Annotated in this window: 30 protein-coding genes; 2 read left to right on the top strand and 28 right to left on the bottom strand. The window is 58.2% G+C overall.

The annotated features are described in order from the left end of the window. Positions 1 to 227 precede the first annotated feature (227 nt). Both PTZ19_RS24490 and PTZ19_RS24485 read right to left on the bottom strand, forming a co-directional pair. On the bottom strand, positions 228 to 449 hold the full coding sequence (locus PTZ19_RS24490) for a hypothetical protein (RefSeq protein ID WP_276358289.1): 222 nt from the start codon (positions 447 to 449) through the stop codon (positions 228 to 230). A 115-nt stretch (positions 450 to 564) separates the two neighbouring features. After that, the gene (locus PTZ19_RS24485; protein ID WP_276358288.1) at positions 565 to 1,173 is read right to left on the bottom strand and encodes a stage II sporulation protein M; all 609 of its coding nucleotides are present in this window, start codon (positions 1,171 to 1,173) and stop codon (positions 565 to 567) included. 114 nt (positions 1,174 to 1,287) lie between these two features. Here PTZ19_RS24485 and pdaB point away from each other — a divergent pair, with 114 nt between their 5' ends. Beyond that, positions 1,288 to 2,076, top strand: coding sequence for a polysaccharide deacetylase family sporulation protein PdaB (gene pdaB / locus PTZ19_RS24480; RefSeq protein WP_276358287.1), 789 nt, complete (start codon positions 1,288 to 1,290; stop codon positions 2,074 to 2,076). A 6-nt stretch (positions 2,077 to 2,082) separates the two neighbouring features. On the opposite strand, the gene PTZ19_RS24475 is transcribed toward pdaB, so the two are convergent. Continuing rightward, positions 2,083 to 2,694 (bottom strand): KinB-signaling pathway activation protein, encoded by a 612-nt coding sequence (locus tag PTZ19_RS24475; protein ID WP_276358285.1) that lies wholly within the window; start codon positions 2,692 to 2,694, stop codon positions 2,083 to 2,085. Between the two features lie 158 nt (positions 2,695 to 2,852). Here PTZ19_RS24475 and gerD point away from each other — a divergent pair, with 158 nt between their 5' ends. Next, complete coding sequence (gerD, locus tag PTZ19_RS24470) at positions 2,853 to 3,554, top strand: spore germination lipoprotein GerD (protein ID WP_276358284.1); 702 nt, start codon at positions 2,853 to 2,855, stop codon at positions 3,552 to 3,554. 65 nt (positions 3,555 to 3,619) lie between these two features. Here gerD and PTZ19_RS24465 read toward each other — a convergent pair whose 3' ends face one another. From PTZ19_RS24465 to rplE, 25 genes are all read right to left on the bottom strand, one after another. Then, a complete protein-coding gene (locus PTZ19_RS24465) occupies positions 3,620 to 4,744 on the bottom strand; it encodes a P-loop NTPase (RefSeq protein ID WP_276358283.1) in 1,125 nt (374 codons plus the stop codon). 51 nt (positions 4,745 to 4,795) lie between these two features. Further along, positions 4,796 to 5,587 carry an N-acetylmuramoyl-L-alanine amidase CwlD gene (gene cwlD / locus PTZ19_RS24460; RefSeq protein WP_276358282.1) on the bottom strand — a complete coding sequence of 264 codons (792 nt, stop codon included), beginning with the start codon at positions 5,585 to 5,587 and terminating at the stop codon, positions 4,796 to 4,798. A 62-nt stretch (positions 5,588 to 5,649) separates the two neighbouring features. Further along, the gene (gene sat / locus PTZ19_RS24455) at positions 5,650 to 6,828 is read right to left on the bottom strand and encodes a sulfate adenylyltransferase (RefSeq protein ID WP_276358281.1); all 1,179 of its coding nucleotides are present in this window, start codon (positions 6,826 to 6,828) and stop codon (positions 5,650 to 5,652) included. Positions 6,829 to 6,876: 48 nt separating this feature from the next. Then, positions 6,877 to 7,569: a phosphoadenylyl-sulfate reductase gene (locus PTZ19_RS24450; RefSeq protein ID WP_276358279.1), complete on the bottom strand. Its 693-nt coding sequence runs from the start codon at positions 7,567 to 7,569 to the stop codon at positions 6,877 to 6,879. 211 nt (positions 7,570 to 7,780) lie between these two features. Beyond that, positions 7,781 to 8,173 (bottom strand): 30S ribosomal protein S9, encoded by a 393-nt coding sequence (gene rpsI / locus PTZ19_RS24445; RefSeq protein ID WP_276358278.1) that lies wholly within the window; start codon positions 8,171 to 8,173, stop codon positions 7,781 to 7,783. Positions 8,174 to 8,188: 15 nt separating this feature from the next. Next, positions 8,189 to 8,626 carry a 50S ribosomal protein L13 gene (gene rplM / locus PTZ19_RS24440; RefSeq protein WP_276358277.1) on the bottom strand — a complete coding sequence of 146 codons (438 nt, stop codon included), beginning with the start codon at positions 8,624 to 8,626 and terminating at the stop codon, positions 8,189 to 8,191. Positions 8,627 to 8,843: 217 nt separating this feature from the next. After that, entirely contained in the window at positions 8,844 to 9,656 is an 813-nt protein-coding gene (gene truA / locus PTZ19_RS24435; protein ID WP_276358276.1) for a tRNA pseudouridine(38-40) synthase TruA, read from the bottom strand. A 171-nt stretch (positions 9,657 to 9,827) separates the two neighbouring features. Further along, entirely contained in the window at positions 9,828 to 10,193 is a 366-nt protein-coding gene (gene rplQ / locus PTZ19_RS24430) for a 50S ribosomal protein L17 (RefSeq protein WP_276358274.1), read from the bottom strand. A gap of 72 nt (positions 10,194 to 10,265) precedes the next feature. Then, positions 10,266 to 11,210 (bottom strand): DNA-directed RNA polymerase subunit alpha, encoded by a 945-nt coding sequence (locus PTZ19_RS24425; protein ID WP_276358273.1) that lies wholly within the window; start codon positions 11,208 to 11,210, stop codon positions 10,266 to 10,268. A 254-nt stretch (positions 11,211 to 11,464) separates the two neighbouring features. Further along, positions 11,465 to 11,863: a 30S ribosomal protein S11 gene (gene rpsK, locus PTZ19_RS24420; RefSeq protein ID WP_123042108.1), complete on the bottom strand. Its 399-nt coding sequence runs from the start codon at positions 11,861 to 11,863 to the stop codon at positions 11,465 to 11,467. Between the two features lie 19 nt (positions 11,864 to 11,882). Next, positions 11,883 to 12,251 (bottom strand): 30S ribosomal protein S13, encoded by a 369-nt coding sequence (rpsM, locus tag PTZ19_RS24415; protein ID WP_276358272.1) that lies wholly within the window; start codon positions 12,249 to 12,251, stop codon positions 11,883 to 11,885. A 19-nt stretch (positions 12,252 to 12,270) separates the two neighbouring features. Then, the gene (gene rpmJ, locus PTZ19_RS24410) at positions 12,271 to 12,384 is read right to left on the bottom strand and encodes a 50S ribosomal protein L36 (protein WP_003333770.1); all 114 of its coding nucleotides are present in this window, start codon (positions 12,382 to 12,384) and stop codon (positions 12,271 to 12,273) included. Between the two features lie 28 nt (positions 12,385 to 12,412). Then, positions 12,413 to 12,628 carry a translation initiation factor IF-1 gene (gene infA / locus PTZ19_RS24405; RefSeq protein ID WP_035121186.1) on the bottom strand — a complete coding sequence of 72 codons (216 nt, stop codon included), beginning with the start codon at positions 12,626 to 12,628 and terminating at the stop codon, positions 12,413 to 12,415. A 2-nt stretch (positions 12,629 to 12,630) separates the two neighbouring features. Further along, positions 12,631 to 12,927, bottom strand: a complete 297-nt coding sequence (locus PTZ19_RS24400) for a KOW domain-containing RNA-binding protein (RefSeq protein WP_276358270.1) — start codon at positions 12,925 to 12,927, stop codon at positions 12,631 to 12,633. A gap of 18 nt (positions 12,928 to 12,945) precedes the next feature. Beyond that, positions 12,946 to 13,692, bottom strand: coding sequence for a type I methionyl aminopeptidase (map, locus tag PTZ19_RS24395; protein WP_276358268.1), 747 nt, complete (start codon positions 13,690 to 13,692; stop codon positions 12,946 to 12,948). A 7-nt stretch (positions 13,693 to 13,699) separates the two neighbouring features. Further along, positions 13,700 to 14,377 carry an adenylate kinase gene (locus tag PTZ19_RS24390; protein WP_276358267.1) on the bottom strand — a complete coding sequence of 226 codons (678 nt, stop codon included), beginning with the start codon at positions 14,375 to 14,377 and terminating at the stop codon, positions 13,700 to 13,702. Between the two features lie 31 nt (positions 14,378 to 14,408). Then, complete coding sequence (gene secY / locus PTZ19_RS24385) at positions 14,409 to 15,710, bottom strand: preprotein translocase subunit SecY (RefSeq protein ID WP_276358266.1); 1,302 nt, start codon at positions 15,708 to 15,710, stop codon at positions 14,409 to 14,411. Beyond that, positions 15,710 to 16,153, bottom strand: a complete 444-nt coding sequence (rplO, locus tag PTZ19_RS24380; protein ID WP_276358265.1) for a 50S ribosomal protein L15 — start codon at positions 16,151 to 16,153, stop codon at positions 15,710 to 15,712. Before rplO ends, secY begins: the two co-directional genes overlap by 1 nt. Before the next feature lie 46 nt (positions 16,154 to 16,199). Next, positions 16,200 to 16,379, bottom strand: coding sequence for a 50S ribosomal protein L30 (gene rpmD, locus PTZ19_RS24375; protein WP_276358263.1), 180 nt, complete (start codon positions 16,377 to 16,379; stop codon positions 16,200 to 16,202). 13 nt (positions 16,380 to 16,392) lie between these two features. After that, positions 16,393 to 16,890: a 30S ribosomal protein S5 gene (gene rpsE / locus PTZ19_RS24370; RefSeq protein ID WP_123042115.1), complete on the bottom strand. Its 498-nt coding sequence runs from the start codon at positions 16,888 to 16,890 to the stop codon at positions 16,393 to 16,395. Positions 16,891 to 16,920: 30 nt separating this feature from the next. Further along, the gene (rplR, locus tag PTZ19_RS24365; protein ID WP_276358261.1) at positions 16,921 to 17,289 is read right to left on the bottom strand and encodes a 50S ribosomal protein L18; all 369 of its coding nucleotides are present in this window, start codon (positions 17,287 to 17,289) and stop codon (positions 16,921 to 16,923) included. A 64-nt stretch (positions 17,290 to 17,353) separates the two neighbouring features. Next, a complete protein-coding gene (gene rplF / locus PTZ19_RS24360) occupies positions 17,354 to 17,896 on the bottom strand; it encodes a 50S ribosomal protein L6 (RefSeq protein ID WP_276358259.1) in 543 nt (180 codons plus the stop codon). A gap of 30 nt (positions 17,897 to 17,926) precedes the next feature. After that, positions 17,927 to 18,325 (bottom strand): 30S ribosomal protein S8, encoded by a 399-nt coding sequence (rpsH, locus tag PTZ19_RS24355; protein WP_276358258.1) that lies wholly within the window; start codon positions 18,323 to 18,325, stop codon positions 17,927 to 17,929. Between the two features lie 30 nt (positions 18,326 to 18,355). Further along, positions 18,356 to 18,541 carry a type Z 30S ribosomal protein S14 gene (locus tag PTZ19_RS24350; RefSeq protein WP_276358257.1) on the bottom strand — a complete coding sequence of 62 codons (186 nt, stop codon included), beginning with the start codon at positions 18,539 to 18,541 and terminating at the stop codon, positions 18,356 to 18,358. Between the two features lie 74 nt (positions 18,542 to 18,615). Further along, entirely contained in the window at positions 18,616 to 19,158 is a 543-nt protein-coding gene (gene rplE, locus PTZ19_RS24345; RefSeq protein ID WP_276358256.1) for a 50S ribosomal protein L5, read from the bottom strand. Positions 19,159 to 19,189: the final 31 nt, after the last annotated feature.

Raw genomic sequence — 19,189 nt, 5'->3', positions numbered from 1 at the left:
AGCAATCTTCGCTCGGCTTCGGCTCTCGCCGCCGCTTCGCTTTATTGTCACCGCGCTAACGGCGACTTTTATAATATATCACAGGGGGCTAGGCATTCGCAACTGGTATTTTCTTCAACCAGCGGCTTTCGCCGTTCCACCCGGATCGCCGCCCATTCAAAAAAGCGGCGAGTGATAATGTATCACATCCGCCGCAGGCAAGTCAACCCCGAATCGCGAAACAACATTCACCGCGTGGACCTGAGGCCGATCGCGTATCTCGACAGTTCGCGCGGCGAGGCCATACGGGCATACATACGGAAAATGATCTTATAACGGCTCGCGATCGCTTCCTTCACCGGGCCCTCCAGCCGGCGATCCCGGATGTCCAGCAGCATCTCATCCAGCTCCTTGCGGAGCATATACCCCAATTCCCGGCACTCCTTATCGGTGAACAACATTCCGAGCATGGCCGTCGCGTGTCCTCCTGTCGTGAATCGAGCGGTATGCCGGAGAGCCGAGGACAAGCCAGGCAATCCTTCCGTTTCCGGCACGTTTTAGTGTTATGCACCAATCCGCCCCGGTTTATGACATGAGGGAATAAGTAACCGTGCTTTCGATGACGGCAGCCAGAAACAGCAATACGATCAACAAGATCAGCGCGGGTACGGTTCCTTTGAGGGACCGGATGAATAAGGCCCACGGATCCGTCTTTCCGAAGAGGGAACCGAACAGCCCCTTGATCATGGATACACCCAGCAGCAGGCCGAAGCCCGAAGCCAGGAACAAGGCAGGCAGCTCGAGGATGCCGTGCGGGAGAATCCCTTTCACGATCAGGGCGGCCACGTTCTCCCCTCGGTCCGCCAGCGTTCCGAACATAAATCCGAGCACCATCCCGTTGATCGCCATGGTGAACAGAGGGAAGATGCCCGCGGCAATGCCCATGTACATCGTCGTTATGGTAGCCGTCAGATTGCGTTCGAAAATGATCCAGAACATCGCGGTCTGCGGATGATCGGAGTTTTGCGCTTGCTGGGCGAGCTCTTGTATGTTCTTGATTTGATCCAGGATATAGCCGGTCGCCCCGTTCGGCGTTCCTCCGACGACCATCGCGGCAAAGAACAGAATGATCGAAAAAACGAAATACGGGCGTACGGTTTTCCATGAAAGCGCCAGCGCTTGACGCGAAAACACGATGAATCTCCTCCCCGATGAACAAAGAATAAGTAGGCGGGTCAAGCCATAGAGTGATAGTAGCCAAGCCCGACAGCCAGCATCGGGCACCCCGAAAGGAGCCGGATCCCCGTCATGGACAGTTTTTTTATCGTTTGGAACGGCCGAAAAATTCGCCGGACGTTCTTCGTCACGGCGGCCTTCTTGATGTCGCTGATCGTTATTTGGGCGGAGAAAGACAACTTGAGCGTCTTCGCCCCCCATCCTCCCGCGGCGGTGTACAGCGTACCGACGGAACGGAAGGTCGTCGCCCTCACCTTCGATATCAGCTGGGGAGACAAGCGCGCCGCGCCGATCCTGGACGTCCTGCAAAACAAGAACGTCAAGAACGTCACCTTCTTCCTCTCGTCCCCTTGGAGCAAAACGCATCCCGATCTCGTCAAACGGATGGTCGACGCCGGCTACGAAATCGGCAGCCACGGCCACAAGCATGACAACTACAGCACGTACGACGAGGAAGAAATCCGCAAGCAGATCGCCACGGCCCACAGCATGCTGACGGAGCTCACGGGCACCGCTCCCAAACTCATCCGGATGCCGAACGGAGACTTCGACAAACGCGTGCTCCGCGTCGCCGACAATATGGGCTACAAAGTCATCCAATGGGATACGGACTCGCTCGACTGGCAAAACCCCGGCGTCGACACGATCGTGCAGCGGGTCGTCGGCAGCGCCCATCCCGGGGATATCATCCTGCTGCACGCCAGCGACTCCTGCAAACAGACGCACGAGGCGCTTCCCATTATCATCGACCAACTGCGCTCCCAAGGCTACGATTTCGTCACGGTCGGTCAGCTGCTCGGGCAAGCGGATACGAAAAGCAAAACGGTCGAAGACCGTTCCGCATGGAACATGCTGGCCTAACTCGGATCAGCCCGCCTTGACGGCTGTCTGCTCCGGCCTGCGGGTCTCCAGGATCCGATGGAGCCTTAAAATCTGATAGGCGTTGCACACGAACAAGGGGACGAGCTCCAAGACGAGGGAGAACAGCTTCCCGGTACGGAAAGCCGGAATCGCCTCGAGCGTCGTGACCGCGATCATGAAGAACATCGTGGGCACCCAGGAGCCGGGGTTCGTCTCCCTCACTTTCCGCCATGCCACCAGCAAGGATGCGGCGGTCAACAGCAACGGCACGGCCCAGTAAACGGCGGACGGAAAATTCGTGCCATAAGTCCAATACGCGATTTCAACCAGGATGAATAAGGCTAAAAATCCTTGCAGCGCCACCCACATTTGGGGCCGCTTGAAAATGCTGCGGGCGATGTAATTGAGCATCATATAAGCAAAAAAGCCCATGTGGGCAAACGCGCCGAACGACAAGCCCGCTACCGCCATGTTGAACATATTGTACAGCCATTGGTCGGCTTTCAGGTCGTGATATTCCGCATCGCTCGCCATCATGCAAACGCCGATGAGGAGCCCGACCGCTCCACCGATCAGAATGGTCGTGGCGAACAATTTCATCCATTTGCGAAGTGTCAAGGGGCAATTCCTCCATCTTGCGGTCCGCCGCGGGTTCCCGCTTCATTTCCTCTCCCATTTTACCACGATACGGACAAAAAGCCATGAACGCCATTTATAAACCCCTATGGGCCTACGCATACTACCCGCAGGACCCCATCCGAAGGGAGAGCTCGGGTATGATTCGTAATTTATCGCGGGCCGGAGCCGTTGCCGTCCTGGCGGTCTTGCTGGCGTCCTGCGGACAGGAATCGGACAGCGGCAGCCAGATGATGAGCTATAAGGAAATGAAATCGATGGTCATCGACATCCTCGGCTCGGAGGATGCGCAGAAAGCGATTCTGAAAGCCTCGACGGCCTCGGCCGCCGGCACCGAAGGCACGACGCTGTTCGCGAAATCGATGACCCCTCAGGATCACGAGCAGGTGAAGCTGGCGGTCAAAGACGTCCTGACGTCGCCCGACTATAGCCGCGTGCTGGAAACCATCATGCGGGATCCGAAATTCGCCGGGGAGTTCGCCAAAGCGGTCAGCAAAGACAACAAACAAATCCATAAAGACTTGATGAAGGACCCGGATTACCAGAAAGACCTCATCGAGATGCTGAAAGTTCCCGAAGCCCAACGCGTGCTGACGGACTCCATGAAGACGCCCGAATTCCGCAAGCAGATGATGGCCGGCGTTACCGAGGCGATCCAGAATCCGCTGTTCAAGCTGGAACTGATGAAAATGCTCCAGGCGGCGGTGAAGGAAGAACTGACGCCGAAACCGCAGCAGCAGCAACAGCAAGGACAAGGCGGCCAGCAAAAAAGCGGAGGATCCGCGGGAGGGCAAGGCGGAGGAGAAGGCGGCAGCGAAGGCGGCGGTCAAGGCGGAGGCTGATACAGGTGCCGTTCCTATAGAAAAGGCTGACCCGGTCCGGTTCGGACCCGCGGTCAGCCTTGTTTTTATTTCCCGCAGCGCCGGATGACTTCATCGGCGAGCGCCAGATAAGCTTGTCCTGTCGCTGTGTCGGCTTTGTACACCGACGGGGAGAAGTCCGGCTCGGACGGATGGTTGTCGGGCGCGCCGAGGGGGAACTGGGCCAGCAAATCCGTATGGAGCGTCTCCGCCAGCTTGCCGCCGCCTCCGCGTCCGAACACGTAGTCCCGCTTCCCGCAGCCGCTGCACTCGTAATACGCCATGTTTTCCACGACGCCGAGGATTTCATGGTTCGTCTTGATCGCCATCGCGCCGGCCCGCGCCGCCACGAACGCGGCCGTCGCATGCGGCGTCGTCACGATGATTTCCTTGCTCTGCGGAATCATCTGGTGCACGTCCAGCGCGACGTCGCCGGTACCCGGAGGCAAATCGAGCAGCAGGTAGTCCAATTCGCCCCACTCGATCTCCGCGAAGAAGTTCCGCAGCATTTTGCCCAGCATCGGCCCGCGCCATACGATCGGACTGTTGTCCTGAACGAAGAAGCCCATCGAAATGACTTTGACGCCGTAACGTTCCACCGGAACGATTTTATCGCCGACCTGCTCCGGCCGATCCTCGATCCCCATCATGTCGGGGACGCTGAAGCCGTAGATGTCGGCGTCGATCAAGCCGACCTTTTTCCCTCTGCGGGCCAGCGCCGCGGCCAAATTGACCGTGACCGTCGACTTCCCGACGCCGCCTTTGCCGCTGGCGATCGCGATGAATTCCACCCCGCTGTCCGGATGGAGCAGCGAATTCGCTTCCAAGCCGGCTCCATGGCCTTTAATGGGCGCCGCTTGCGCCGGAGGACGTTCCTCCGCGGCGGTCGCCGGCTGCTGGAGCTTCTTCGCGATCTCGGCGGTCTCATGGTCCGTCATCGTCCGGAATCGGAAATGCGGCTCTTTCACCCCGATTTCCGATAATGCCGCCGCCATCTCCCGCTCCAGGCGGCCCGTCTGCTCCATGCTGTCCGGATGCAGCGCCGCCGTAAGCGAAACCGATGCCTCCCGCACGACGATGTCCCGGATTAACCCTAGCTCCGCGAGCGTTTTGCCCAATGTCGGCTCGAGCACGCCGCCGAGCGCCTCCAGGACCGTATCTCTGTTCGCCATTGCCGCTTACCCTCCACTGTTCGTGTTCACTGTCCCCCATTATATCACAGCCTAGGGCTCGTCGCTCTTTCCGGAGGCGTAGCGGAGGATGCCCCGGTAGATCGCCGCCGCCACTTTTTTCTGATACGCTTCGTCCGCCAGCAGCCGGGCTTCCTCCGGATGCGACAGAAAACCGACCTCGACCAACGCCGTAGGAATGTCGAGCGACTTGAGCAAATAAACGGTATCGTTCGACTTCGCCACCCGGTCGGTATTCTCCAGCACCGTCACCATCTCCCGCTGGATATCCCCGGCCAGCCGTTTCCCTTCCGGGTTCTTCGAGTAGAAGAACGTTTGGGCGCCGGACCACTTGGGCGACGGAATGCTGTTCATGTGCACGCTGATCGCCAGGTCCGCCTTCTTTCCCTTCACGCGCGCCTCCCGCTCCAGCAAATCCTGCGTCTTGCGCCGGGAATACCCTTTCGTCCCTTGGTCCGCTAGATCGTAATCTCCTTCCCTCGTCAAGGTGACGAGCGCCCCCGCCTGCTGCAAATAATCCCGCAGATAGAGCACGATGGCCAAGTTGAGATCCTTTTCGATCGTCCCTTCCCGGCTCACCGCGCCCCCGTCCGCTCCCCCGTGCCCCGCGTCTAGGGCGATCATCTTGCCGGAGAGCGGAAGCGACCAATACGTCCATGTTTTGGAGGAAGGGATCTCCGCCGAGAATACGAACGCCGTAAGCGCGACGAGGCACGCCGTCAGAGCCAGGCGGAGCCATCCTTTCCGCGACAGCCAAACCACGAATCTGCGCCGGATATCGAGCCGTCTCCATCTACCGCGACCGTTTCGCGTAAGCAAAAACATCCACCCCGTCCCGGGAATCGAATTCCCTACATTCTATGGGACAAGGCGGATGTTTATGAGGGTTATATGCTATAGGACTTGCTGGCTTCGGCCATGCCTTCGATCAGCACTTTCGCGACTTCCGGCCGCGAGAATTCCGGCGGCGGGCAGACGCCGTCGCGCAGCAGCGCGCGCACCTTGGTGCCGGACAGCGTCAGATGGTCCTCTTTTCCGTGCGGGCACGTCTTGCTGGAGGCCATGTTGCCGCATTTCGTGCAGAAGAAGCTATGCTCGAAGTACAGCGGCGTGATGCCGAGATCCTCCGGCGGGAACGAACGAAGCAGATCCTGCGCTTCGTAAGTACCGTAGTAATCGCCGACGCCGGCATGGTCGCGGCCGACGATGAAGTGCGTGCAGCCGTAATTTTTGCGGACCATGGCGTGGAAGATCGCTTCGCGGGGCCCGGCATACCGCATGGCCGCCGGGAACACGCCCAGGAACACGCGGTCTTTCGGATAATAATTTTCGAGCAGCACCAAGTAGCTCTTCATCCGGACGTTCGCCGGCACGTCATCCGACTTCGTTTCCCCGACGAGCGGGTTGAGGAACAGTCCGTCGACGATTTCCATCGCCGACTTCTGGATGTATTCGTGCGCCCGATGCACCGGGTTGCGGGTCTGGAAGCCGACCACGGTGCGCCAGCCTTTCTCCGCGAAAATCTTTCTCGTCTCCGCCGGATCGAAATAAAATTCCGTGAACTTCTCCGGCTTCGGACGGTTCAGCACGCGGATCGGTCCGCCGACGTAGATGTCCGGCCGGTCGTACAGCTTGGCGACGCCGGGATGCTCCGTTTCGTCGGTCTTGAATACCTGGACCGCTTCATGCTTCTTGTCGACTTTATAGATGCTCTCCACGTCGAGAATGGCGTACACGACGCCGTCTTTCTCCCCGACGAGGGCGGCCTGCCTGCCGACGGAGAGCGATGCGGCTTGATCGGCGGTGACCGCCAGCGTGATCGGAATGCTCCAGACGAGGCCGTTCTTCAGGCGCATCGTGTTCACGACGGAGAGATAGTCGTCCTCGTTCATGAATCCGGTGAGCGGGCTGAAAGCCCCCACGCCGATCAGGTCCAAATCCGAGACCGTCCATGCGTTCACGGGAATGGAGACCAATCCGGCGGCCTTCGCCAGCAGCTCCTCGCGTTCCTTGCCTTCGGCCAAACGGTTGATCAACGTTCCGCCGTGCGGTTGAATGGCGCTCATTGCGTATGCAGACTCCCTTTCAACGATTTGATAGGCGAATGACCCGGTTTATTTGTGCAGACCGCATTCCGTCTTGTCGGTGCCGGACCAGCGTCCCGCGCGCGGATCTTCTCCCGGCATGACCGGACGCGTGCAGTATTCGCAGCCGATGCTCGGATAATTCCGATCGTGAAGGGGGTTGTAGATCAGATTGTTCTCGCGGATGTAATTCCATACGTCGTCCGACGTCCAAGCCGCGATCGGGTTGAACTTCACGAGGCCGAACTTCGTGTCGTATTCCACCTTCTTCGCGTTGGCGCGCGTCGGAGCCTGATCGCGGCGAATACCCGTAATCCAAGCCTCGTATTGGCCCAGAATGCGGGTCAGCGGCTCTACCTTGCGGATGTTGCAGCAAGCGTTCGGATCCCGCTTCCAGAGCTCGTCGCCATGCTTCTCGGCTTGCTCTTCCGGGGTGAGTTCCGGCTTCACCTGCACGAACTCGATACCGTATCTCTCGGCCATCCGATCGCGGGTTTCGTACGTTTCCTTGAAGTGAAAATCGGTGTCCAGATAGAAAATGTCCGTCTTCGGGCTGATTTTCTGCAGCATGTCGACGAGGACGACATCCTCCGCCCCGAAGCTGCAAGCGAACGTGATGTTCGGGAACGTCTCCACCGCCCAACGGATGACCGTTTCCGGAGACGCGTTCTCGAACTCTTCGGCTTTCTGGCGAATCAGCGCTTCTTTCTCAAAGAAGTTCATGTGCCGTAACCCTCCATGATTTAATTCCTAGTAAGTTCATCTGAATTAAGTCCCATTATACTCGTTCTTCTTCCGTTCTTCAATCCAATTTGAAATAAAGTTTTTACCGGCAGCAGCCCCGGGGAACCGACCTTACCATCCTATTCCGGCAACGAAAAGAATGCCTCCCCAGCCGCGTTGGCTGAAGAGGCATTCGATGGAATTGCGCGAATTAACGTTTCGAGAACTGAGGTGCGCGGCGGGCCGCTTTGAGGCCGTATTTTTTCCGTTCCTTCATGCGCGGATCGCGCGTCAGGAAACCGGCTTTCTTGAGCGCCGGACGCAGTTCCGGATCGGCTTTGAGCAGCGCGCGGGAAATGCCGTGGCGGATGGCGCCGGCTTGGCCGGAGATCCCGCCGCCGTGCGCGAGCACGAGGATGTCGTACTTGCCGGCCGTATCCGTCAGCACGAGCGGCTGTTTCACGATCAGCTTCAAGGTTTCAAGACCGAAATATTCGTCGATTTCGCGAGAGTTGATGACGATACGTCCTTCTCCGGGTACGAGGCGAACCCGAGCGACGGATTGTTTGCGGCGACCCGTACCGATATATTGCAATTGTGCCATTGGTTCGTCCTCCTATTAACCGCGAAGTTCGTAAACTTCGGGTTGTTGGGCTTGATGCGGATGTTCCGCGCCTGCGTATACTTTGAGATGCGTCTGCAGCTGGTGGCCCAGCTTGTTTTTCGGAAGCATGCCGTAAACGGCGAGCTCGATCATGCGAGCGGGCTTTTTGTTCAGCATTTCGGCTGCAGTCGTCGTCTTCAGGCCGCCCGGGTAGTGGGAGTGCGTGTAGTATTTCTTCTGTTGCAGCTTCTTGCCGGTGAGCACGACTTTGTCCGCATTGATGACGATCACGAAATCTCCCGTGTCGATATGCGGAGTGAATTCGGGTTTATGCTTGCCGCGGATCAGCGCGGCGGCTTCGCTGGCCAAACGGCCGAGGGTTTTGCCTTCGGCGTCGATCAGCAGCCATTTGCGATCGACTTCGTTCGGCTTCGCCATGTACGTGGTGCGCATGGATGATCCTCCTTCGAGATCGTAGCGTTTCGGTGTGTATAGGTTCCGTCTCCGCTTGTCCGGATGGTCGGACGAGCGGGTTACATTCATTCGTCAGTGGAGAAATCGCGTGGAAACACGCTAAAAAACGTGACCTTCCTTCATCGGGGCGTGGGAGGCCATGAAGAAGGCACAAAAATTATTCTACAGGAATGTGACCATACACGCAAGTATAATTTTAAAAACCTTCATACTCCACGTCCCATAACGTCAGCGCGTGGGGGACGGCGGTCGGTCCCGCTCGGGACCGGTCTTTGGCCGCCAGGATGGCGGCGATCTCCTCGGGCGGGATTTTGCCTTCCCCGACCTGCAGGATCGTGCCGGCGATGATGCGGACCATATTGTACAGAAAGCCATTGCCCGTCAAATACAAGTGAAACACGCCTCTCGACCTGCCGGGATATCGGACGAGGTCGGCCTCTTCCAACAAAGTCGGGATTTCGTCCGCCGTTTCGTCGGCTACGAGCTTGGCATCGTACAAAGTCCGTACATGATGCGGCAGCGTGGAGTGCGGGTTCGTGAATGAAGAGAAGTCGTGCTCGCCCACCAGGTGCTTCAATCCTCCGCGCATCGCTTCGATATCGAGCGGCAACGGATGATGGAATTCGTACATTCTCCGGAACGGATCCGGAAATTTGCGGCAGTTGATCGTATAGCGGTACGTCTTGCGCACCGCGTCGTGGCGGGCGTGGAACCGCTCCGGGACTTCCCTCGCCGAATGGACGACGATATCGTTCGGCAGGCGCGTATTGAGCGCGATCGCCCAGCGTTCGATCGGGATTTTCGATTCCGTATGGAAATTGACGCACATGCGCCTGGCGTGCACGCCGGCATCGGTACGGCCGGAGCCCGCGACTCGGATCCGTTCGCCGGTCAGGATCCCGAGGGCTTCCTCCAGCTTGTCCTGGATCGTGTTGCCCTCGGGCTGGCTCTGGTATCCGTTATATCCGGTTCCGTCGTATCCGATGACAAGGCAGATGTTGCGGCGCATAGCAGAACCCTCCAACGAATAAAAATATCCTCTATACGCATTTAACGGCACTTGAAAATCCGCTATCCCTATCCGCAATCGCTGAAATCACTCTTCGTTCGTTCTGCGCTTCCAAACAAAAAAAGGATGATCCGAATCGACGATTCGGTCCATCCTTCTTTGCCCCGTGTCTTACGCGCGGTCCACGAGTTCCAGATATACCATCGGAGCGGAGTCGCCGCGGCGGGGCCCCAGCTTCAGGATGCGGGTATATCCGCCTTGACGTTCCGCGTAGCGGCTCGCCAGATCGCTGAACAATTTCTGGATGGCGTCTTGCTCTCCGTTCAAAGTCTCCCGGCGTACGAACGCTGCCGCTTGACGACGGGCATGCAGATCGCCGCGCTTGGCGAGAGAAATCAGCTTCTCCGCGATCGAGCGAACTTCCTTGGCTTTCGCTTCGGTCGTTTGGATCCGCTCATAGAGGAACAAGTCGGTCACCAGGTCACGGAAAAGAGCCTTCCGCGAGCTGGAGTCGCGACTCAATTTCTGGTATGCCATTCGTATTCCCTCCCCTGCCGTGCGGTCCGATCATGCGCCGCGCTTAAGCGGCCATGCTCGGTCGTCACGGTATTATTCTTCCATGCGCAGCCCCAGACCGAGCTCTTCGAGCTTCTCCTGCACTTCCTCCAAGGACTTGCGGCCCAGGTTGCGGACCTTCATCATGTCCTCTTCGGTTTTCGTGATCAGCTCTTGCACGGTGTTGATGCCGGCACGTTTCAGACAGTTATAGGATCGGACCGAAAGATCGAGCTCTTCGATGGTCATCTCGAGCACTTTCTCTTTCTTGTCCTCTTCCTTTTCCTTCATCGTTTCGGTGTCTTTCGCCTCGTCCGTCAAGCCCACGAACAGCGACAGGTGATCCGTGAGGATTTTGGCGCCCAGGCTGACGGCTTCTTCCGGCCGGATGCTTCCGTCCGTCCAAACCTCCAGCGTAAGCTTGTCGTAGTTCGTGACTTGGCCGACGCGCGTGTTCTCCACCTGGTAGTTCACGCGGGTAATCGGCGTGTAAATCGAATCGATCGGAATGACGCCGATCGGCTGGTCTTCCTTCTTGTTGCGGTCCGCGGGAACCCATCCCCGGCCTTGCTTCGCGTAGAGCCGCATGTGAAGACGGGCTCCGGAGGCCAAAGTCGCGATGTGCAAATCCGGATTCAGGATTTCGACGTCGCTGTCGGCGCGGATGTCTCCGCCCGTCACGACGCCTTCGCCTTCCGCGTCGATCTCGAGAATCTTCTCTTCGTCGGAATGGATCTTCAGCGACAAGCGCTTCAGGTTGAGGATGATTTCCGTTACATCCTCCATCACTCCGGGAATCGTGGAGAACTCGTGCAGCACGCCGTCGATCTGTACGGATACGACGGCCGCGCCCGGCAGGGACGACAGCAGGATGCGGCGGAGGGAGTTCCCCAGCGTCATGCCGTAACCGCGCTCCAGCGGCTCTACGACAAAACGGCCGTACCGTTTGTCTTCCTGAATCTCCACCGTCTCGATTTTCGGCTTCTCCATTACGATCACAAGCCAAACCTCCTTCGAACGTCTAATCGGGAGCTTGCGGCGCAAACTCTCCCCGCGTTGCGACGCTGACGTTGCCGTGTGTTTACCTTTACATCGGGAGTTTGCGGAGCAAACTCTCCCCTCTGGGTAAACCATGTAGTATGCCTAACCATTACAACCATTATTCACAAGTTGTTTTTGTTTGATACCACATTCCGTGCGGCCAGCAGCGCGCCGATTGGCTGGCGCGTTCGGCCGGCACAGTACGGCGCGCCTTATACGCGGCGGCGTTTCGGAGGACGGCAGCCGTTGTGAGGAACCGGCGTAACGTCTTTGATCATGCTGACTTCAAGCCCTGCGGCTTGGAGCGAACGGATCGCGGCTTCGCGGCCGGCGCCCGGACCTTTGACCATGACTTCAACGGTGCGCATGCCATGCTCCATCGCGGCGCGGGCTGCGGACTCGGCGGCCATCTGCGCGGCGAAAGGAGTGGATTTGCGGGAGCCCTTGAAGCCCAGGTTGCCGGAGCTTGCCCAGGAAACGGCGTTGCCGTGCGGGTCCGTGATCGTGACGATCGTGTTGTTGAACGTCGAACGGATGTGCGCGACGCCCGAATCGATATTCTTCCGGTCGCGGCGCTTGGTGCGGACGACTTTCTTCCCTTTAGGTGCCATTCAGTTGATTCCCCCCTTATTACTTCTTCTTGTTCGCTACCGTACGGCGCGGGCCTTTGCGCGTACGCGCGTTCGTCTTCGTGCGTTGTCCCCGAACCGGAAGTCCGCGGCGATGGCGGATTCCGCGATAGCAGCCGATCTCGGTCAGGCGCTTGATGTTCAGCGCGATGTCGCGGCGCAGGTCGCCTTCCACCTTGACCGTTCCGTCGATCGCGTCGCGAATGCGGCCGAGCTCGTCTTCCGTCAAATCCCGAACGCGGGTGTTCGGATTGACTTCAGCATTGGCGAGAATTTTCTGGGAGGTTGTTTTGCCGATCCCGAAAATGTACGTCAGCGCGATTTCCACGCGTTTGTCGCGGGGAATGTCAACACCAGCAATACGTGCCATGTGTCAGATGCACCTCCTCTTAGCCTTGTTTTTGTTTGTGCTTCGGATTTTCGCAGATCACCATCACGTTGCCTTTGCGGCGAATGACTTTGCATTTTTCGCAAATCGGCTTGACCGAAGGTCTCACCTTCATGATTCTCTACCTCCTTGAACTGCAACTCTTATTTGCGGTAGGTGATACGACCCCGCGTCAGATCATAAGGCGACAGTTGGATCACGACTTTGTCTCCCGTCAGGATCCGGATGAAGTGCATCCGCAGCTTGCCGGAGACATGCGCCAAAATCTGGTGACCGTTCTCAAGCTCCACCTTGAACATCGCGTTCGGAAGCGGTTCGATGACCGTTCCCTCTACTTCGATGACGTCCTCTTTGGCCAACGTCATTCTCCTTTCTCTTCAGCATCCCGAATGGCACGCCCGATCGCGAACCGGAGCTTCGCGTTGGTCACGCGTCCGGTGTCGCGGAGGCTGTTCGCGACTTCCTCGCTGTGCGCTCCGGTCGACACGAGATGAAGCACGTTTTTGCGCTTGGGCCGGTCGAAACGGCGTTTGTCGCCGTCGGCCACGAGCGCGGATCGCTCGTCAGGGAGCGACAAGACCACGAACAGCTGGTCTTCGTCCTTGCCGCGCAAGCTTCTTACGATGTCGCCGGGTTTGAGCGAGTACGATTCCTTCATGGCGATTTCACCTGGCATTCAAGATCGGGTGAAAATTTCATACCCGTCTTCGGTAACGGCGACGGTGTGCTCGAAGTGGGCGCACCATGTGCCGTCCACCGTCACGACTGTCCAATTGTCCGAGAGAGTCTTCACGTACCGTTCTCCCATGATGACCATCGGCTCGATCGCCAGAACCATGCCCGGTTTCAGCCTAGGGCCGCGATCCGGGAGTCCGTAGTTCGGAATCTGCGGTTCCTCGTGCAGTTCGGCGCCGATGCCGTGCCCGACATATTCGCGTACAACCGAGAAACCGGCCTCTTCGATCACCTTCTGGATGGCGTGCGAGACGGTGAACAGCCTGACGTCCGGACGGATCAGCTCGAGTCCCGCGTAGAGCGATGCTTCCGTTACGTCCAGAAGCCGCTGCACCTCATCGGTTACGGTGCCGACGCCGTAGGTCCAGGCGGAATCGCCATGGTAGCCTCGGTACTTGGCGCCAATGTCGATGCTGACGATATCGCCCTCATTCAGCTTCCGAGGTCCGGGAAACCCGTGAACGAGCTCGTCGTTGACGGAAGCGCAAATGCTGGAAGGAAATCCGTTGTAGCCTTTGAAAGACGGAACGGCGCCTTGGCTCCGGATGAACGTATCCGCCATCCGGTCCAATTCCGCGGTCGTAATGCCCGGCTCGATCGCCTGTTTCATCAGGCGGTGAGTTTCCGCGACGATACGGCCGGCCTCGCGCATCAAGCTCAGTTCCGAGTCGGACTTGCATACGATCATGGCCGGTTTACCCTGTAATCGGGGGTTTGCGGAGCAAACCCTCACCGCTAAGAAGGGCACCGATCTCGGCCGTGACCTCGTCAATGTCCTTCTCCCCGTCTACCTCGCGCAGCATACCTTTGTCACCGTAGTAGGCGAGAAGCGGCGCCGTCTTGCTCGTATACTCGTCAAGACGCGTACCCACTTTCTCCTCGGTGTCGTCCGAGCGCTGGTACAGTTCGCCGCCGCATTTGTCGCAGACGCCTTCCTGCTTCGGCGGATTGAACACGACATGATAGGTGGAGCCGCACGATTTGCAGATCCTCCGTCCCGTCAGGCGGGCGAGCAGCAACCCGCGATCCACCTTGAGGTTAATGACGTGATCGATCTTGCGCCCCATCTCCGCCAGCATTTCGTCCAGCGCTTGCGCTTGCGCGAGCGTCCGGGGAAACCCGTCCAGAAGAAATCCTTTGCCGCAATCCGGCTCGGCCAGCCGATCCCGCACGATCCCGTTGGTCACTTCGTCCGGAACGAGCAGGCCTTGATCGACGTACTCCTTCGCCTTGAGCCCGAGCGGAGTGCCTTGCTTCATCGCCAGACGGAACGCGTCTCCCGTGGAGATGTGCGGAACGCCGAACCGTTCGACGATCCGTTCTGCCTGCGTGCCTTTACCGGCGCCAGGAGGCCCCATAAACAGGATGTTCATTGCCGTGCTCCCCCGTTCATCCGGAAAATGCTCATTTATTGATGAAACCTTTGTAATGCCGTTTGATCAGCTGGCTTTCGATCTGCTTCATCGTCTCCAGCGCGACGCCGATGACGATGAGGAGCGAGGTGCCGCCGAGCGATACGGAACGGGGCAGATTAGCCGCCGCCGCGAATACGACCGGAAGTACCGAGATCAAGGCGAGGAAAATCGCGCCCGCCAGCGTGATCCGGGTCAGCAGTTTCATCAGGTAGCCTTGGGTCGGCTTGCCCGGCCGGATGCCCGGAATGTAGCCGCCGTTCTTCTTCATGTTGTCCGCCATTTGCTGCGGATTGAACTGCACGAACGTGTAGAAGAACGTAAACCCGATAATCAGCAGGACGTAGAAGACCATGCCGAGCGGTTTATCGTAGTTCAAGTTGCTGCTGATCCATTTCGCCCAGTCATGAGACGACCCCCAGATGTTCGCGATCGTAATCGGGAACATGAGCAGCGACGAAGCGAAAATGACCGGGATGACGCCCGCCGCATTCACCTTGAGGGGGATATGCGTCGTTTGTCCGCCGTACATTTTCTGTCCGACGACCCGCTTGGCGTACTGCACGGGGATTTTGCGAACGCCTTGCTGCACGTAGATGACTCCGGCGATGATCAGAATGATCACGATCAGAATCACGACGAGCTTCACGATGCTCAGGAATACCTGATCCGAGTTAATGAACTCGCTCTGGTAAATATCCCGCGCGTACTGCGGAATCCGGGACACGATGGCCGCGAACATCAGGATCGAGATCCCGTTGCCGATGCCTTTCTCGTTGATCTGCTCGCCGAGCCACATCAGGAAAGCCGTACCCGCGGTAAGCACGATGGTGATCATCGTGATCGTCGCCGCGTTGGCGTCGATGATCATCTCTTGATTGTAAATCCGGTTAAAGCCGATCGTCGTCGCGAACGCTTGGACCAGACCAAGGATAACCGTGCCGTAACGCGTGACCTGCGCCAGCTTGCGCCTGCCGTTTTCCCCTTCTTTTTGCCACTCGGTGAACTTCGGGATGACGTCCATCGAGAGCAGCTGCACGATGATCGACGCCGTAATGTACGGCATGATCCCGAGCGCGAAGATGGAGAAATGGAACAGGGCGCCGCCGGAGAACGTGTTCAGAAGGCCGAACAGATCGCTGCCTTGCTGATTCGCCGCTTCGAGAGCGTCCTTGTTGATGTTCGGGACCGGCACGAACGAGCCGATCCGGTAAATCAACAAGATGAAAAGCGTGAAAAGGATCCGCTTGCGAAGATCCTCGACTTTCCAAATGTTCTGGACGGTCCTGAGCATTAGATCACCTCGGTTTTACCGCCGGCGGCCTGGATTTTCTCAGCAGCGGATTGTGAAAACTTATGGGCTTTCACGGTCAGCTTTACGGTCAGGTCGCCGTTCCCGAGGATTTTGATGCCGTCTTTCGGGTTCTTGAGGATCCCTTCGGACAGCAGCAGCTCGGGCGTCACTTCCGTTCCTTCAGCGAATCCGTTCAGTTGTTCCAGATTAACGATCGCGTATTCCGTTGCAAAACGGTCGTTGTTGAAGCCGCGCTTCGGCAGCCGGCGGTACAGCGGGTTCTGACCACCCTCGAAACCGGGGCGCACACCGCCGCCGGAACGGGCATTCTGACCTTTGTGACCGCGACCGGACGTCTTGCCGAGACCGCTGCCGGTGCCGCGGCCCACGCGCTTGCGCGTGAACTTGGAACCTTCCGCAGGCTGGAGCTCATGCAGTTTCATCGTACGTCGCACCTCCTTGAGAGTTATGTCGATCGGATGTTACGGATTAAACTTCTTTAACCTCAACCAGGTGGCTGACGGTGTTGATCATGCCGCGGATGGCCGCATTGTCTTCCTTCACGACGGTGGAATTCGTCTTGCGCAGGCCGAGGGATTGAACCGTCTTGCGCTGGTTTTCCGGACGGCCGATCAAGCTGCGCTTCAGGGTGATTTGCAGTTTCGCCATGTTACACCCCTCCTTAACCCAAAAGCTCTTCGACGGATTTGCCGCGGAGCTTGGCTACGTCTTCAGCGCGTTTCAGGCGGGACAGACCTTCCAGCGTCGCATTAACCATGTTAATGGAGTTGGAGGAGCCCAGCGATTTCGTCAAAATGTCGCCGACGCCGGCCAGTTCGAGCACCGCGCGGACCGGACCGCCCGCGATCACGCCCGTACCTTCCGATGCAGGCTTCAGCAGCACTTTGCCGGCGCCGAAGTGCCCCGTAACGGCATGGGGAATGGTCGTGCCGACCAGCGGAACGTATACGAGATTTTTCTTCGCGTCTTCGACGCCTTTGCGGATCGCGTCCGGCACTTCGCCGGCTTTGCCGATGCCCGCGCCGACCCAACCCTTGCCGTCGCCAACGACGACGAGCGCGCTGAAGCTGAAGCGGCGTCCGCCTTTGACGACTTTCGCGACGCGATTAATTTGGACCATTTTTTCCGTCAGTTCCAAAGAATTCGGATCTACACGCAAGTCGTTAACCCTCCTTGTTGATTGATGTGATTAAAATTGAAGCCCGGCTTCGCGCGCAGCGTCAGCCAGCGCTTGGATTCTTCCGTGGTACAGATAGCCGCCGCGGTCGAACACGACGTTCTCGTAGCCTTTGGCTTTCGCGCGTTGCGCGATCAGCTCGCCGACTTTGCGTGCCGCTTCGACGTTGCCGCCGTTCTCGACTTGACCGGCCAGTTCCTTGTCGACCGTAGACGCGCTGGCCAGCGTGGTGCCGCTGACGTCGTCGATCAACTGAGCATAAATATGCTTCGAGGAACGGAACACGGACAGGCGCGGACGCTCCTGCGTGCCGGTGATTTTCTTGCGCACGCGGAGGTGGCGCTTCAGGCGTGCTTTGTTCTTGTCGCCTTTGGTAATCATCCGAGGTAAACTCCCTTCTCGGCGTTGCATCTAGGCAGCTCTTCGCCACCCGCAACTACCTGAATTACTTCTTCTTGCCGGCTTTGCCCTCTTTGCGGAGGATGCGCTCGCCTTCGTACTTGATGCCTTTGCCTTTATACGGCTCGGGCGGGCGGACGGCGCGGACTTTCGCGGCGGTTTCGCCGACGACTTCCTTGTCGATGCCCTTGACGATGATGCGGTTTTGCGCCGGTACTTCGAATTCGATGCCCTTCTCCGGGGTGAACTCGACAGGATGCGAATAACCGACGTTCAGGACCAGCTTCTCGCCGGACTTGCTGGCACGGTAGCCGACGCCCACGAGCTCGAGGCTCTTGGCGTAGCCTTCCGTTACGCCGCTGACCATGTTGGCGACGACGCTGCGGGTCGTGCCGTGCAGCGAACGGTGAAGCTTGTTCTCGGAAGGACGTTCGACGGTGATGACGGCGCCGTCTACCGTAACCTTCATGTCTTTATGCAATTCGCGCGTCAGCGTGCCTTTCGGCCCTTTGACGGTGATGACGTTGTTATCCAGGTTCACGTTCACGCCGTTAGGCACCTGGATCGGTTTGCGTCCGATACGGGACATGGGTACACCTCCAATCGTGTGCGGGTGGGATTACCAAACGTAAGCGAGCACTTCGCCGCCGTGTTTGCTTTGGCGCGCTTCCTTGTCGGTCACGATGCCTTGGGATGTGGAAATGATCGCGATGCCGAGGCCGCCCAGCACGCGCGGTACTTCGTTGGCTTTCGTATAGACGCGCAGGCCCGGTTTGCTGATACGCTTCAGCCCGGTTATGACGCGCTCGTTGTTCGGTCCGTATTTCAGGAAAATACGGATCAGCCCTTGCTTGTTGTCTTCGACGTATTCTGCGTCGCGGATGAAGCCTTCGCGCTTGAGGATCTCGGCGATCTCCTTCTTCACGCCCGAAGCAGGCAGTTCTACCGACTCATGACGCACGAGGTTCGCGTTGCGAATCCGCGTCAGCATATCTGCAATGGGATCAGACATAACCATGGGGTAAACCTCCTTCCCGAACTAGGCTGATTACCAGCTCGCTTTTTTGACGCCAGGAATCTGGCCTTTGTATGCCAATTCGCGGAAACAAATCCGGCAAATTTTGAACTTGCGGTATACGGAGTGCGGACGGCCGCAGCGTTCGCAGCGCGTGTAAGCGCGGACGGCGAACTTCGGCGTGCGCTGCTGCTTGATTTTCATCGACGTTTTTGCCACTTGCTTTCACACCTCCAAGGTTTGGATGGCGGGATGCATGCCCGTGCAGTCGACGAAGTCGACGACCAGGGCGATCACTTCGTGAACGGCATGCCCAATTGGGTGAGGAGCTCGCGAGCTTCTTCGTCCGATTTGGCCGTCGTAACGATGACGATGTCCATCCCGCGGATTTTATCGATCTTGTCGTACTCGATTTCCGGGAAAATGAGCTGCTCTTTCAAGCCCAGCGTGTAGTTGCCGCGTCCGTCGAACGATTTGCTCGATACGCCGCGGAAGTCGCGCACGCGGGGAAGCGAGATGTTGAACAGCTTGTCGAGGAAGTAGTACATCCGGTCGCCGCGCAGCGTCACTTTCACGCCGATCGGCAGGTTTTCCCGAAGCCGGAAGCCCGCGATCGATTTCTTCGCCCGCGTGATGACCGGTTTCTGGCCGGCGATCTTCTGCATGTCTTCGGCGGCTGCGTCCAGCACTTTGGAGTTCTGGGTCGCTTCGCCTACGCCCATGTTGATGACGACTTTCTCGATTCTCGGGACTTGCATCACCGATTTGTAGTTGAACTTCTGCATCAGAGCAGGAGTGATTTCGCTCTGGAAACGTTCTTTCATTCTTGCTGCCATGTGTCACCGTGACCTCCTTTCCGTCGTTACT

Source organism: Cohnella caldifontis (genome assembly GCF_029360585.1).
Lineage (GTDB): Bacteria > Bacillota > Bacilli > Paenibacillales > Paenibacillaceae > Cohnella > Cohnella caldifontis.
This window is presented reverse-complemented; position numbering and strand designations above follow the sequence as displayed.

Coding starts and splice junctions, on each gene's coding strand:
- rpsK (WP_123042108.1), bottom strand. CDS start 11,863: ATGGCACCTAAAGGGAAGAAAGTCGTCCGCACCAAGCGCCGCGACCGG.
- map (WP_276358268.1), bottom strand. CDS start 13,692: ATGATCGTATGCAAGTCCGACTCGGAACTGAGCTTGATGCGCGAGGCC.
- rplF (WP_276358259.1), bottom strand. CDS start 17,896: ATGTCCCGTATCGGACGCAAACCGATCCAGGTGCCTAACGGCGTGAAC.
- PTZ19_RS24450 (WP_276358279.1), bottom strand. CDS start 7,569: ATGAACTTCTTTGAGAAAGAAGCGCTGATTCGCCAGAAAGCCGAAGAG.
- sat (WP_276358281.1), bottom strand. CDS start 6,828: ATGAGCGCCATTCAACCGCACGGCGGAACGTTGATCAACCGTTTGGCC.
- rpsM (WP_276358272.1), bottom strand. CDS start 12,251: ATGGCACGTATTGCTGGTGTTGACATTCCCCGCGACAAACGCGTGGAA.
- rpsH (WP_276358258.1), bottom strand. CDS start 18,325: ATGGTTATGTCTGATCCCATTGCAGATATGCTGACGCGGATTCGCAAC.
- gerD (WP_276358284.1), top strand. CDS start 2,853: ATGATTCGTAATTTATCGCGGGCCGGAGCCGTTGCCGTCCTGGCGGTC.
- PTZ19_RS24400 (WP_276358270.1), bottom strand. CDS start 12,927: ATGAAGGAATCGTACTCGCTCAAACCCGGCGACATCGTAAGAAGCTTG.
- rpsI (WP_276358278.1), bottom strand. CDS start 8,173: ATGGCACAATTGCAATATATCGGTACGGGTCGCCGCAAACAATCCGTC.
- PTZ19_RS24465 (WP_276358283.1), bottom strand. CDS start 4,744: ATGGCGAACAGAGATACGGTCCTGGAGGCGCTCGGCGGCGTGCTCGAG.
- rplE (WP_276358256.1), bottom strand. CDS start 19,158: ATGGCAGCAAGAATGAAAGAACGTTTCCAGAGCGAAATCACTCCTGCT.
- cwlD (WP_276358282.1), bottom strand. CDS start 5,587: ATGTTTTTGCTTACGCGAAACGGTCGCGGTAGATGGAGACGGCTCGAT.
- rplR (WP_276358261.1), bottom strand. CDS start 17,289: ATGATTACCAAAGGCGACAAGAACAAAGCACGCCTGAAGCGCCACCTC.
- rplM (WP_276358277.1), bottom strand. CDS start 8,626: ATGCGCACCACGTACATGGCGAAGCCGAACGAAGTCGATCGCAAATGG.
- rpmJ (WP_003333770.1), bottom strand. CDS start 12,384: ATGAAGGTGAGACCTTCGGTCAAGCCGATTTGCGAAAAATGCAAAGTC.
- PTZ19_RS24390 (WP_276358267.1), bottom strand. CDS start 14,377: ATGAACATCCTGTTTATGGGGCCTCCTGGCGCCGGTAAAGGCACGCAG.
- rpmD (WP_276358263.1), bottom strand. CDS start 16,379: ATGGCGAAACTGCAAATCACCCTGAAGCGCAGCTTGATCGGCCGTCCG.
- PTZ19_RS24490 (WP_276358289.1), bottom strand. CDS start 449: ATGCTCGGAATGTTGTTCACCGATAAGGAGTGCCGGGAATTGGGGTAT.
- rplQ (WP_276358274.1), bottom strand. CDS start 10,193: ATGGCATACCAGAAATTGAGTCGCGACTCCAGCTCGCGGAAGGCTCTT.
- rplO (WP_276358265.1), bottom strand. CDS start 16,153: ATGAAACTGCATGAGCTCCAGCCTGCGGAAGGTTCCAAGTTCACGCGC.
- truA (WP_276358276.1), bottom strand. CDS start 9,656: ATGCGCCGCAACATCTGCCTTGTCATCGGATACGACGGAACCGGATAT.
- secY (WP_276358266.1), bottom strand. CDS start 15,710: ATGCTCAGGACCGTCCAGAACATTTGGAAAGTCGAGGATCTTCGCAAG.
- pdaB (WP_276358287.1), top strand. CDS start 1,288: ATGGACAGTTTTTTTATCGTTTGGAACGGCCGAAAAATTCGCCGGACG.